8 protein-coding genes and 2 pseudogenes are annotated in these 13,431 nt (G+C 59.2%); 7 read left to right on the top strand and 3 right to left on the bottom strand.

Annotated elements, in window-relative coordinates; all coding sequences use genetic code 11:
• Positions 1-9: 9 nt before the first annotated feature.
• Positions 10-2,112: a molybdopterin oxidoreductase family protein gene (locus tag IFU00_00050; protein MBD8540665.1), complete on the bottom strand. Its 2,103-nt coding sequence runs from the start codon at positions 2,110-2,112 to the stop codon at positions 10-12.
• A 245-nt stretch (positions 2,113-2,357) separates the two neighbouring features.
• On the opposite strand from IFU00_00050, the gene IFU00_00045 reads away from it, so the two are divergent.
• Positions 2,358-3,551 (top strand): amidohydrolase, encoded by a 1,194-nt coding sequence (locus IFU00_00045; GenBank protein ID MBD8540664.1) that lies wholly within the window; start codon positions 2,358-2,360, stop codon positions 3,549-3,551.
• A gap of 45 nt (positions 3,552-3,596) precedes the next feature.
• Here the strand turns inward: IFU00_00045 and IFU00_00040 are convergent, their stop codons facing one another.
• Positions 3,597-4,253, bottom strand: coding sequence for a suppressor of fused domain protein (locus tag IFU00_00040; GenBank protein MBD8540663.1), 657 nt, complete (start codon positions 4,251-4,253; stop codon positions 3,597-3,599).
• Between the two features lie 185 nt (positions 4,254-4,438).
• Here IFU00_00040 and IFU00_00035 point away from each other — a divergent pair, with 185 nt between their 5' ends.
• The 6 genes and pseudogenes from IFU00_00035 to IFU00_00010 all read left to right on the top strand — a co-directional run bounded on the left by IFU00_00035 (position 4,439) and on the right by IFU00_00010 (position 11,863).
• A complete protein-coding gene (locus IFU00_00035) occupies positions 4,439-5,002 on the top strand; it encodes an acyloxyacyl hydrolase (GenBank protein MBD8540662.1) in 564 nt (187 codons plus the stop codon).
• Positions 5,003-5,122: 120 nt separating this feature from the next.
• Positions 5,123-6,565, top strand: a complete 1,443-nt coding sequence (locus tag IFU00_00030) for a DHA2 family efflux MFS transporter permease subunit (protein MBD8540661.1) — start codon at positions 5,123-5,125, stop codon at positions 6,563-6,565.
• Positions 6,566-6,682: 117 nt separating this feature from the next.
• A complete protein-coding gene (locus IFU00_00025; protein MBD8540660.1) occupies positions 6,683-7,645 on the top strand; it encodes a DUF2157 domain-containing protein in 963 nt (320 codons plus the stop codon).
• Positions 7,642-9,264: a GDYXXLXY domain-containing protein gene (locus tag IFU00_00020; GenBank protein MBD8540659.1), complete on the top strand. Its 1,623-nt coding sequence runs from the start codon at positions 7,642-7,644 to the stop codon at positions 9,262-9,264. The genes IFU00_00025 and IFU00_00020 overlap by 4 nt, the downstream gene beginning before the upstream one ends.
• 647 nt (positions 9,265-9,911) lie before the next feature.
• A pseudogene (locus tag IFU00_00015) lies at positions 9,912-11,060 on the top strand (IS21 family transposase).
• Between the two features lie 8 nt (positions 11,061-11,068).
• A pseudogene (locus IFU00_00010) lies at positions 11,069-11,863 on the top strand (ATP-binding protein).
• A 26-nt stretch (positions 11,864-11,889) separates the two neighbouring features.
• Here IFU00_00010 and IFU00_00005 read toward each other — a convergent pair.
• Positions 11,890-12,306, bottom strand: a complete 417-nt coding sequence (locus tag IFU00_00005; GenBank protein MBD8540658.1) for an SMI1/KNR4 family protein — start codon at positions 12,304-12,306, stop codon at positions 11,890-11,892.
• Positions 12,307-13,431 lie beyond the last annotated feature (1,125 nt).

Here is a 13,431-nt window from a genome sequence, read left to right as displayed (position 1 = left end):
TGTGAGAATCTAGAGGGCGTCATCTCGTGTCGGGGGCGCAGCTTTTTCAACCTGCACCAGGGTGTCGTAGAAAGTGGGCGCCCGGCCCATGTCGGTCAAACGCTGGCTGGTGACTTCGTTGGCGTTCTTGCCGTCGGTAGCCAGTTTTTTCCACCAGATCGACAAGCCCACCACCAGTCCGGCGCGCGCCTTGTCGGTCACGCGTGCACGGGCGAGGAACGAACCGCGGTCGTTATAAATGCGCGCCATGTCACCGTGCGCGATGCCGCGTGCGGCGGCATCGCGCGGGTGGATGTCGAGGTGCGGTTCGCCCTCAGTTGCGCGCAGGCTCTGTACATTGACAAACGTCGAGTTGAGGAAGTTCCGTGCCGGCGGAGAAATCATGGCCAGCGGATAGGTTTTTGCCAGCTCCGGGTTCGAGGCGACCGACTCGTACGGCGGGATGTACGTCGGCACCGGATCGAGGCCGTCGGCCAGCATGCTCTCGGAAAAGAACTCGCACTTGCCCGATGGCGTCGTGAAGCCGCCGTCGGCAAACGGTGCGTCCGGCATGTTGAGCTTGCTCCAGCCTGTGCGCTTGAGCGACTCCCAGTCGAAGTGCACTGCGCGCGTATCCTTGCTGTTGAAGGCTTGCGCTGCAATGGCGTCATCGCTCTCGCGGAAGCAGGGATCGGTAAAGCCCATGCGCGCGGCAAGCAGGCGGAAGAATTCGGTATTCGGCTTGGATTCGCCCACCGGCTCGACGGCGGCGTTATTGGCCATCATGTACAGGTGGCCGTAGGCCAGGTGCGCATCGACGTGTTCGAGCTGGGTGGTGGCCGGCAGCAGGATGTCGGCGTAGTCGGCGCTGTCGGTATGAAAGTGCTCGAGCACCACGGTGAACAGGTCTTCGCGCTCGAAGCCCTGCTGCACCTTGCGCGAATCGGGCGCGATCGCCAGCGGATTCGCGTTGTAGACGATCACGGCCTCGATCTTCGGGCCGAAATCGGGGGCGCTCTCGCGCAGCAGGTCGTCGCCGATCGTGGTCATGTTGATCGTGCGCGGGGTGCGGCCCGCCAGCAGATCCGGGCGCTGCAGCGCCGGACGGTTGGTCGGGAACGAGGCTGAGCTCGACAACTGGATGCCCCCTGCGGGCAGGCGCCAGGCGCCCACCAGGGCCGGCAGGCAGGCGATATTGCGCACGGCCATGCCGCCGCCACGCACGCGCTGGATGCCGTAGTTGACGCGGATCGCGGCCGCCTCGCCGTTCTTTGCGGTCTGGCCATACAGGCGCGCCAGATTGACCACTTCATCGACAGTGATGCCGCAGATCTCGGCCGTGCGTTCCGGCGGCCATTCGAGCGCGCGCGCCTTGAGCGGCTCGAAACCCAGTGTGTGCTTGTCGATGTAGGCGTGATCGAGCAGGTCTTCCTTGATCAGCACATGCATCATGCCCAGTGCCAGCGCGGCATCCGTGCCGGGCAGCAGCGCAATGTGTTGATGGCATTTTTCGGCAGTGAGCGAGCGATACGGATCGATGGCAATCAAGGTAGCGCCATTGCGCTTGGCTTCTTGCGCACGCATCCAGAAATGCAGGTTCGACGCGATCGGATTACCGCCCCAGATCAGGATCAATTTGGCGTTCTGGAACTGTTCGAGGTCGGTGCCGATCGAACTACCGATGGAATACCGGTAGCCGGTTGCGCCGGCCGTGGCGCAGATGGTGCGATCGAGCAGCGACGCGCCCAGTTGATTGAAAAAGCGCAGCGACATCGATTCGCCCTGCACCAGGCCCATCGTGCCGCAATAGCTGTACGGCAGGATCGCTTCGGGATCGCGCGCGGCAATGCCGGTCAGGCGCGTGGCGATCTCGTCCAGGGCGGCGTCCCACGTGATGCGCTCGAACTTGCCTTCGCCCTTGCGGCCGACGCGCCGCATCGGGTACAGCACGCGATCCGGGTGATAGGTGCGCTCGACGTAGCGCGCGACTTTGGTGCACAGCACGCCGGCCGTGGTGGGATGGTCCGGGTCGCCCTTGACCTCCGTGGCGACGCCGTTCTCGACTTTGATCAGCAGCGCGCAGGTATCGGGGCAATCATGGGGACAGGTCGCACGGACGGTGGTGGTGGTCATATTGTTATTTGGGCGTTGAATGCAGGCTGCACTGAAAAAACTGCGCTAAACCAATACTTTATACGATTCGGACGGGGTCCGTGACCTCCCCTGACAAGTCTGTTTAAGGCACGCTACAATAGTTAAAACCATGCCATGCAAGGGTGGCAAGACAACCGAGGGGCCTCCAGCAAACCCCTACGTGCAGCGCCTGACGCGCTGCAGCGCGCGGCAGCGCCACCGAGGTCCCCATCGCGGAGAACATCATGAAACTGGTTGAACCTATCCTGGCGTCACTCGCCGAAATCCAGGCAATCCGGCGCGACCTGCACGCGCATCCCGAATTGGGCTACGAAGAACACCGTACCGCGCAGATCGTGGCCGACCGGCTCGAAGCGTGGGGCATTCCCGTCGTGCGCGGCCTTGGCGTGACGGGCGTCGTCGGCATCATCAAGAACGGCACGTCCGACCGCGCGATCGGCCTGCGCGCCGACATGGACGCGCTGCCCATGCAGGAAATCAATGGCTTCGCCCACGCGTCGACCAATGCGGGCAAGATGCACGCCTGTGGCCACGACGGCCACACGGCGATGCTGCTCGGCGCCGCGCACTATCTGGCGCAGCACCGCAATTTCGATGGCACCGTGTATCTGATTTTCCAGCCGGCCGAAGAAGGCGGCGGCGGCGGGGAGCGCATGATCGAAGATGGTCTGTTCGAACGCTTCCCGATGGACGCCGTGTACGGCATGCACAACTGGCCAGGCATTGCCGAAGGCACGTTTGCCGTCGTCGACGGGCCGATGATGGCGTCGAGTAACGAGTTTCGCGTGACCGTGCGCGGCAAGGGCGCCCACGCGGCGCAGCCGCACCGCGGCATCGATCCGATCATGGTGGCGGTGCAGATCGCGCAGGCGTGGCAAACGATCATCTCACGTGAAAAGAATCCGCTGCTCACGGCGGTGTTGTCGATCACCCAGATCCACGCAGGCAGTGCCACCAACATCATTCCGGATGAAGCGCAGCTGGTGGGCACGGTGCGCACGTTCACGACCGAGGTGCTCGACCTAATTGAGCGCCGCATGCAGGAAATGGCTGACGGGATTGCTGCGGGCTTTGGCGCGACGGTCGACTTTGGCTTCAAGCGCAAGTATCCGCCGCTGGTAAACCACACCGAGCAGACCGCGTTTGCGATCGAGGCAATGCGCGCGGTGGTGGGCCCGGACGCGGTCAACGCAAATGTCGAGCCGACCATGGGCGCCGAGGATTTCGCCTTCATGCTGCAGGCCAAACCAGGGTGCTATGTCTTCCTGGGCAATGGCGACGGCGACCATCGCGCTGGTGGCCACGGTCTTGGACCATGCCAGTTGCACAATGCCAGTTACGATTTCAACGACAATCTGCTGCCGATTGGCGCGAGTTATTGGGTACGCCTGGCGGAGATGCGTCTTTCAGTTGCCTGACAAGCTAGCGGGCCGGGCACCGTGCCCGGTCCTGCTTGAGGGCGCCTAGAACAGGCCGAGGAATTTTTTCTTGACCGTGTTCTTGCGTGCCGGGTCGACGACATCGGTCACGTCCTTGTCGTTGAACTTGTCGATCAGGGCGGCAAACCCCTGGTGCCGCGCCAGATCCAGTTCTTCCTTGAACAGTGGCACGACGCAGTGGAAGTAGATGTCCTTGCCTTCGACCGTCACCGAATGAAATGGTTCCGGCGCCGATACCGGCGGCAGCAGAATGGCGCCGCAGAAGCCCACGCCATCGACGTAGGGCTTGGGCGGGGCGCCGTTGGGCAGCGCATGGCCCAGGCCGATCCAGGTGCCCTGGTGGTGCGGATAGTGCGCCAGGTGGCGCATCAGGGCCACCGGCCAGTACCAGCGCTCTTCCTTGATCGACGCTTCGTCGAGCTGCCAGTTTGCCGGCAAGGTCATCATGAGTTCAGCGAACGGCGGCGCGCCCTCTGGCGTTGTCATCGGACGCTTGCTCATTCCCGAGGTTACCAGGCGCACGTAGGGGAAGTCGGCGGTTGGTCCGATCACGTGGATGTCAACCTGGACGGCGCCGCCATCGGTCTCGTGGAAGAACATCGCGGGGGCGCCCAGGTGCGCGGCAATGTGCTCGCCGACCGGGTCATGCGGCAGCACGACGGATTCGGGTTGGCGCTGCATCGGCGCGGTCAACGGATACAGCGGGGTGATGGTTGGTTCGGCCATGGTGATTGATCGATATTGTTGCGGCGGGCGCCTATGATACCTGCGCCGCCCGCTTGCGTGGCTGCCAGCACGCTATTGTTCTCGCTAGTACAATACCGCATTATTCCAAAATGTCATCCCCCACCCTTTCCAGGTAGACCATGTTCACTCTCAAAAAAATCAGCATGCTGGCGCTGGCCAGCGCCGCGCTGTGCGCGCCTGCCGCGTTCGCCCAGTCCACCGTGGGCAACGGCTACATCGATTCCGTATCGTTCGAATACGGCACCAATCCGCAGCAGCGCATGGGCCGTGTCGCGATCCAGTCGGACTGGGACAAGCAATGGTTCGCAGGCAATGGCCGTCATCTGTCAGGTTACTTTGAAACGAACCTGGCCTTGTGGCGCCTGAACTCGTACGAGAACGTCCGCGGTCGCAACAAGAACATCGGCGTGCTGGGCTTTACCCCGGTGTTCCGCTACCAGAACGACAACAAGCTGGGCCTGTATGGCGAAATCGGCATCGGCCTGAACCTGCTGTCGACGCTGTACAAGAATGAAGACAAGGAACTGTCGACCGCGTTCCAGTTCGGCGACCATATCGGCGTGGGCTACACCACCGCCAAGTGGGACTTCGGCCTGAAATACCAGCACTACTCGAACGGCAGCATCAAGAGCCCGAACGCCGGCGCCAACTGGCTTGTCGCCAAGGCAGCCTACCGCTTCTGATGGGTTTTGTTACCCACGTAACACCCGCTTCGGCTGCGGGTACACGGCGCGGGTAAATAGCATTTCATGACACAATCGGGCCTTTCGCGGCGCAGTCCGCGCGCTGTTGTCGAGGCCCGATTGACTCCTTCGCCCACCCTCAAACGCTACCTCCCCTGGCTCGTCGCCATCGCCCTGTTCATGGAACAGCTGGACGCGACCATCGTCAACACTGCCATCCCCAGCATCGCCGCCAGTCTCGGCGTCACACCGCTCAGTCTCAAATCCGTTGTCACCAGCTATATCCTGGGCCTGGCTGTCGGTATTCCACTCAGTGGCTGGATGGCCGATCGCTTCGGTACGCGGCGCGTATTTTTTACGGCGATCGCGATCTTCACCTTTGCATCCGTGTTGTGCGGCTTGTCGGTCGATGCGCGGATGATGACGGGCGCGCGCCTGCTGCAGGGCTTGGGTGGCGCGATGATGATTCCGATCGGGCGCCTGGCAATCGTGCGCACGTTCCCCAAGAATGAGTTGCTGGGTGCGATGAACTTCGTGATCATCCCGGCGCTGATCGGGCCGTTGCTGGGCCCAACGATCGGCGGGCTGATCGTGCACTGGACGTCATGGCGCGTGATCTTCTTCGTCAATATCCCGGTGGGCCTGATCGCGCTGTACTTTGTGTGGCGGCATATGCCGGATTACCGTTCGGAGCAGCGGCGCCCGCTCGACGTGGCCGGTCTGTTGCTGTTCAGTAGCGGCACGGCCTTGTTGTCGTGGGTGCTGGAAGTGTTTGGCGAACACACGCTCGACGGCATCACGGCCGGTCTGCTGTTCTTGCTGGCACTGGGTTTGCTCGGCGCCTACGCCTGGCACGCATGCCGCACGAAGTTTCCGTTGCTGCGCCTGACGCTGCTCAAGGTGCGTACCTTCCGCATTGCCGTGCTGGGCGGCTTCGTCACACGCCTGGGGGTGGGCGGCTTGCCGTTCCTGCTGCCGCTACTGTACCAGCTGGGCCTGGGGATGCCGGCGTGGCAGTCGGGGCTCATGATGATGCCATCGGCGCTGGCGGCAATGGGAATGAAGCTGTTCGCGCCGCGCCTGCTGGCGCGCTTCGGTTATCGCCAGGTGCTGCTGGCCAACACGATCATGATTGGCGTCACCATCGCCATGTTCACGCTGGTCGATGCCGGTTCGCCATTGATCATGATCGTGTGCATCAGCCTGATGCTGGGGTTCTTCAACTCACTGCAGTTTTCGAGCATGAACACGCTGGCCTACGCCGATATCGAACCGGCGGACTCAAGCATGGCGAGCACGATCTCGAGTTCGCTGCAGCAATTGTCGATGAGCTTTGGCCTGGCCGCTGGATCGATTGTCACCGCCTGGTTCCTTGGTGACGTGTCCCAGACCAATGGGGGTCAGGTGACGCAAGCAATACACCACGGGTTCATGGCGCTGGCGATACTGACGCTGTTCTCTTCCCTGGTGTTCTGGCGCCTGCGCCGCGATGATGGCGACAGCATCAGCCAGAGCCGCGGCGTGGCCAAGACGGTCGAACCGGTAACGGTGACGGGGCAGTGAGTCTGAATGGCCTTGATCAAACCCATGCCAGGGGTGCCTGACAGATCGTTCTGCCGCATCAAGGCTAGTTGACGTGATGGCTCCTAGAATGTTTCACGACTTTCTATGGAGAAAATCATGTTAAGCATGCGCTTGGCTGTTCTAGAACTCGCCAGACGACACCATTTTCCGGCGAATACCTACGCTTCATTGCTCCACAGCGCGTCACGTGAAGGCATTGGTATCGCAGCCAAAGTGTCACTACAACAGGCGGTGTATCTTGTCGCGCTTCTGTTTGCCGGACTGGGCGTCATTTTTTTTGTCGCGGCCAACTGGATAACCGAAAACCCGTTTCCCATGTTCTTCGGGCTGGAGTTGGCCCTCGTCACCGCAGCCGTGTGGGCAGCTCGCAGTATCCGACGTCGAACGCCCCTGACGCTACTTGGATTTCTGGTCATCGGCGCGTTGCTGGCGTTCTTTGGCCAGCACTATCAGTCCGGGGCCGACTTGTGGCAAATGTTTGCAGGGTGGGCAGCACTGGGGGTACCGCTTGCTTTGGCCGCGCGTTCTGATGCCATATGGTGCGCTTGGCTCATCGTTGCGATGACGGGCGTGACAGTATGGTGGCGACACCTGGGCCTCTGGCAGCATGATAACCATCTGACCGGCACCAATCTTCTGACGTTTGTGCTCATGTTCAGCATGTCATATGCGCTGTTCAAGCCATCACAGCGTTATACCGGTGCCGGGATTTGGTCTTTCAACCTGGCGATTCTGTGTTCCACGGTATTCGTCACGACAGCTGGCATTGCCAGTCTTTTTCATGATGCCAGCGACATTTATATAGCTGCGCTACTCGCCGTCGCCTACGCGACTGGTCTTGGCATATTGCATCAGTTATTCGACATTCGCGCACTCAGTATTTGCGCGCTTGGCATGGGTTTGCTGATCGTTGGCGGATTCACCAAGATGGGTTTTGAATTCAACTCACTCCTCGTTGTTTTCTGCATCAGTGCGCTTGCAGCACTCGTCGTATTGGGAATTACCGTGTCGCTGATCCTCGAGCTACATCGCGCCCGTTTGGTGGAGGATAAATCATGAGTCAGGATTTGGCACGTGCGCTTCAGGACGCCATCGCCTCAGGACTGATCGAGGCACCACCCAAGGACACTGGAGAAGCATCCCGACCTTGGCCTGTTGTCATCATGACTGCGCTGATGACTGCGCTCGCAGCCATCCCGCTGTGCGGCGTGTTAGTGATGCTGTTTCTTGAAGATGCACAGGGTTGGCAGCCGGTTGTCGTTGGTAGCATCACGCTTGCATGCGCCATCGGCATTCTGGCTGCCCGCCCCACTGCGCTTTTTCTCGAGTATGCGGCGGCGGCCTTTATGGCAAGCAGTCTGATTCTTCTTTATTTCAATCCGCTTCACAGAGGTCCAGAGCTGTTACCAGGCCTCGTAGCCGTTGCATCCAGTTGCCTTGTTCCGCAACGATGGATACGCGCCTTATTGGCAGCTGCAGCAGTATGGCTATTAGGCGCAAGGTTTGACGGCAACATGCAGTACATCACGTCTTTCATACCTTTGCCTGCCTGGTATGGGTCCTGTTTTGCGTGGCTGACTGCACACGTCTTGTTGCAACAGACCGAGCGTGCTGGCAGCTATCTGGCGGCAGAGATCATCGAATCCATCCTGATCGGATCTGGCTTGATGATCATTGTGATGCTGACCTACTCTTCTGGCCCCACGTTTCTGCTTAGTGGTTCTGTGTTCTTTCATGCATGGATGGACGGAGGAACTGGTTTGGGAAATTTTCTCATCCTTCCTCCAGTAATCTCGGTCTGCACTGCAGCAGGGTCCTGTCTGTGGTTAGCGGGAAAAGCAAACACGTCCTACCGCCCCTGGTTGCTATTTGCCACGATACCGGTTTCAGTACTCAGCTATTTCGCCTTGCCGCTGGGAGCCATCATCCTTATGGGAATCGTCAACTTTCTGTTCTATCGAAAGCACCTTGCGCTTGTGTCCTGTGTTGCCGGGTTGTGGACGGCAGGATCGCTGTATTACAGGCTCGACTGGCCCCTGCTCTACAAAGCTTTTCTTCTATTTGGTATCGGTGTGACCTTAGTTTTTAGCAATCGGCTATTGAACCGGGAGAGTCAGGGGAACCCTATTTCACCAGTCGATATACCTGCGGCCCGGTGGAAGCAATGGGCGCTTGTGGTCCCAGTCAGTGTGATCGTCATCGCAATCAATGTCAAAATCTGGGATAACGAACTGCTAATCCGCCAAGGCACGACGATCTTTGTGGCATTAGAACCGGTGGATCCTCGCTCATTGATGCAGGGTGACTATATGAGGCTCAGATTCATTCTGCCTGCGGAAGTCGAAGACTCAACACAAGCCTCCGGCCTGGCGGTTGCAAAACGCGGTGCAAACGGCGTGGCAGTCGTCACGCATTGGCGTGTTGGGATCGACAAACCGAAGCCGGATGAGGTATTGATTAAGGTAGTGCGGCGAGGTAACAGGAATGTCCTTGTTACGGACGCCTGGTATTTCAAAGAAGGCGATGGGAGTCGTTGGAGCAGTGCGAAATATGGAGAGTTTCACATTGATGAACAAGGAGAGGCAATCCTAGTAGGACTTCGTGGACCGGCATTGGAAACCATATCGGAGGACGAACCTGGCACGGGACAGCGNTTTTGTGAACATTTGATAATTTAAGTAATCAAGAACCGAGGTTCTTGGCACCTTCATCAAACGCCCACACTTATCGACTGTTAATTTTTAAAGAACTTTATTCGGTGCTGCTTCCTCTGCCGTATTCTTCGAAGCGTTGTGTTCGTCGCAGCAGGAGGAAAGAGAGTATGCGATGTTTCATGATGATTGTCAACGGCTTTTTTACGATATCGCAGAGCCTGCTATCGACGTTGGTTGGAGGAAATCGAACGAGACAGTACCAAACGCTGCGCCGCGAAACGGTATGAGCGACCGCTCACCATCATCGGCGCAGAGAGAGTCCACCCTACCGTTCGGCAAGCTTGCAGCCCAGCTGCCCTATTCGAGTATTGGCGCAGCGGTCGGCTAGCCTGGTCTGGTCTACTGGGTGCGGCGGTGACTCTGCCTCAACAAGAAAGCGATCGATTGAGGTCAACACGGATAGAACCAGCTTTCCAAAACAGCGTCTGAGCCTACTCAGCGTTGTATGCGTCGCGCACGCCTACGACGAACAACGGCAAAAAACTGACGCCGGCGGGCAGTCAGGCAGCCGCTGCTCGGCTCGTAGTGACCATCTCAGACCGGAAGATCGCCCGGTCGAAGACCATGGGCCGCAAGAAGATCGCCCAGGTTCGCGAGTCGACAACGTAGCTGAGGTGCCGCTGCGCCTGGAGTTCAAGCCGGGCGAGGCGGTGCAAGTCGACTACGGCGCTGGTCCGCCCATCACCGATGTGCATACAGGCGAAATCTTCAAGACCTGGTTCTTCGTGATGACGCTGGCGTGGTCGCGCCACCAGTACGCCGAATTCGTGTGCGACCAGACCGTCGCCACCTGGGTCGGCTTCCATCGCCGTGCGTTCGAGTGGTTCGGCGGCGCGCCCGTTCGCGTGACGATCGACAACGCCAGGTGCGCGATCACGCGGAACTGCGTGTACGAGCCGGAAGTACAGCGCTCGCATGGCGAGTGCGCGGAGGGCTATGGATTCAAGATCGATGCCTGTCCGTCCAGGGATCCGCAAAAGAAGGGCATCGTGGAAGCGGGCGTCAAATACATCAAGGGCGGCTTCCTGCCACTGCGTGAATTCCGCGACCTGGCAGACGCCAATCGGCAACTGCAGGAATGGGTGCTGGGACAGGCCGGCAATCGCATCCACGGCACGACCCGCAAAGCGCCCCTCAAGCGCTTCGCCGCCGTGGAAAAGAGTCTGCTCAAGCCCTTGCCCGACGTGCCGCCCCAACTGGCCACGTGACTCAAGGTCAAGGTCCATCGCGATACCCATGTGCAGTTCGAGTACATCTATTACTCCGTGCCGTTCCGCCTGGTCGGCCGGGCACTCTGGCTCCAGGCGAGCGACACCGTGGTGACGATGTACCTCGAACACGAGCCGGTCGCCACCCACGTACGGCTCAAGCACCGGGGCGAGCGCAAGACCGTGCCCGACCACATGCCGCCTGAGGCACAGGCATGGCTCCTGAAGGACACCAAATGGTGCATGGCGGAGGCCGAACGAGTGGGCCCGGCATGCGCGGCCATGGTTCGCGCCATGTTCGGCGACAAGGTACTGATCCGCATGCGCGCCGTGCCGGGCGTACTGGGGCTGCAGAAGAAATACGGCGCCGTCAGGTTGGAGGCGGCCTTTTCGCGTGCCAACCACTACGGCACGCCCGGTCTCAACGTCGTCAAACGCATCCTCGAGAAAGGACTCGACCAACAAGACTTGCTGGCGGCGTTCGACGCCCTGGCCAGCACCTACACCGAGAGCGGTCGCCTCTACCGCGCCACCAATACTCTCTTTCAATGAGAACGACCATGCACTCAATTCCAGAACTGACTTCCCTGCTCAAACAATTGCGCCTGTCCGGCATCCTCGACTCGCTGGAAGCACGCAACCGCGAAGCCATCGACCGCAAACTGGCCTTTACCGAGTTTCTGAGCCTGCTAATTCATGACGACGTCGCCCGCCGCGACCAGAAGAAGCTGGCGCAGCGCATGCGCGGCGCGAACTTCCGCAACCAGAAGACGCTCGACGGGTTCGACTTCAACCGATTGCCCGGAGTGAACCGCGCCGCCGTCCCTGACTTGGCAACCTGCCGATTCATCGACGAGAAGGTGGCCGTGCTCATCGCCGGCCCCTGTGGAACAGGCAAGAGCCATCTGGCGCAGTCCCTGGGGCACGCAGCCGCGCGCCAGGGCTATGACGTGCTGTTCATCACCCAGACCCAGCTCATGGCAAGCTTGCGCACCGCGCCGGCCATGGGCACGTACGAACGGCGCCTGCAGTACCTCAGCAAGGTGTCGCTGCTCATCATCGGTGACTTTGGGCTGAAACCGCTCCGACCGCCCGAGGACGAGGATTTCCACGACCTGATTGCTGAGCGCTACGAGAGAACGGCCACGATCCTGACGTCGAACTTGCACTTCGACGAGTGAGGCGCCGCCTTCACGGCTAACAAGATGATTGGCGCGGCCACCTTAGACCGCTTACGCCATGGCGCATACAAACTAGTGCTTAATGGAGAGAGCTATCGTGCCCTGCCGCCTGAGTCGGAAGGGTCCAAACCACCACTAGAAAAGAGGAGGAAGGCCGCGATAAATGAGGTCTGACTAATCGCACGAACGCCGCGCATCCATCAGATCATATCGGGATCGAAACTGAGTTCGTCAATAAAAACTTCAAAGGAAGGCGCGACCTCAATTAACCGCATTCCTTCATCGTGTCGGCATAGCTTTACACTCGGAGGATTATTTGACAGGTCGATAAAAAATTGGTCGCCACCGCCAGTGTTGGCGAATGGAACAGCATGATCGCCCAAAATCGGGCGCCAATGTGTCATTGCATACCATATGCTTTTCGTTCCTTTGTCACTCGCGATGAGATGGTAAAAGCAATTGATTGCATAATGTCCATCCGGGCCGCCAACGGCGTCGAATTCAGGATGACCTCCGTTCGAAGCTTGCAAAAGAAAAGACAGTCCGGGCGGCAGCGACACTCCAAAAGCTTGTTCAAATTCAACAATGTCTTCTCTTGAGGGTGCCGGGCGCTCCACGGCCTTTCCCCCCTCATTATGTTCAGTTCAGCCAGGTTTCTCATAATTTTTTTCGGTCGCGATTTTTTGGAAAGAGAACCGGGTGACTGCTCCTAGGCCGGTTGCTGTCGATTGTACTCGACCGCAGGCGCCTACCCATCGACGGCGTCCTCCCACAACGGATGGCCTCGGCAGAGCCTTACGGTCTCCGGCTAGAAGGTCAGGCACAGCATTTGGGTCGACAATAAATAGTCTAAAAACCCCATTTACATCGGAAAACCTCGTTGCCAGGCCACTCGAAATCGAGCATTCTTGCAACCTCAGTTTGAGCCCCTGAAATCAGTGGTCAAAGTGGTGCCATTACGCCGAAAATCGGTGGCGTCTTACTGCCGGAAATTGACAACGGGTGCGGGCCCGTCCTCAACCGGTTGGGTGCGGTCAATAATATGCGCCGCCGTAAGCATATCCGTAGCCGCTCTGACGTTGCCTCGATGGGTATTCACAATCAGACCAACCCAGATTTCAATGACGCCGCGTCCACGGCTTCTGCCACATCACACGCAAGCGCGCGCACGCGCTTTGCCCTTATACCAGCCATCCACCAAAACCTGGATTTCTCAACGCAGGGGTGCAGACTCGTACCATCGGTGCGTCGATCGGATCCTCGAGCTGGGCGTTAGCATTGCGGCTGCCTGCTTGACGGCATAACGGCGTAGTACTGCTGGCAAGTGGGCCCGACGGTCAAGGCACTGAGAGAAGCAAGGGAGAGCTGATTTGAAGGCACCGCGATCTCGGTACAGAGCAAGCAATCTTATTGGCTACCTCGATAGCCGGGAATTATCGTGTGACAGCGATGATGGCGAGATGGACTTTGCACCAATGTAGGCGATCGTCGGTACCATGCTTCCTGGTATTCATTCTTCTGATGCGTAACGTCTTGGATGAGCGCCGGCACAAGTGGAGTTGGTCTGATCATACATATGCTGAGTTCCGTCGAAGTGAGGAGTTAGCCACGGATCATTCAGGCATTTGAGTTTCTGCGCTCCAAAGCGAAAAGCCCCACTCAGGTCACTGAGTGGTGCTTTTCTATATAACTAGCCTGACGATAACCTACTTTCACACTGGTTGCAGCACTATCATCGGCGC

It is taken from the genome of Oxalobacteraceae sp. CFBP 8761 (genome assembly GCA_014841595.1).
Taxonomy (GTDB): domain Bacteria; phylum Pseudomonadota; class Gammaproteobacteria; order Burkholderiales; family Burkholderiaceae_D; genus Telluria.
Note: the sequence above shows the minus strand (reverse complement) of the source record. Positions and strands in the feature narration are given on the sequence as shown.

Coding starts and splice junctions, on each gene's coding strand:
- IFU00_00050 (MBD8540665.1), bottom strand. CDS start 2,112: ATGACCACCACCACCGTCCGTGCGACCTGTCCCCATGATTGCCCCGAT.
- IFU00_00035 (MBD8540662.1), top strand. CDS start 4,439: ATGTTCACTCTCAAAAAAATCAGCATGCTGGCGCTGGCCAGCGCCGCG.
- IFU00_00040 (MBD8540663.1), bottom strand. CDS start 4,253: ATGCAGCGCCAACCCGAATCCGTCGTGCTGCCGCATGACCCGGTCGGC.
- IFU00_00045 (MBD8540664.1), top strand. CDS start 2,358: ATGAAACTGGTTGAACCTATCCTGGCGTCACTCGCCGAAATCCAGGCA.
- IFU00_00025 (MBD8540660.1), top strand. CDS start 6,683: ATGTTAAGCATGCGCTTGGCTGTTCTAGAACTCGCCAGACGACACCAT.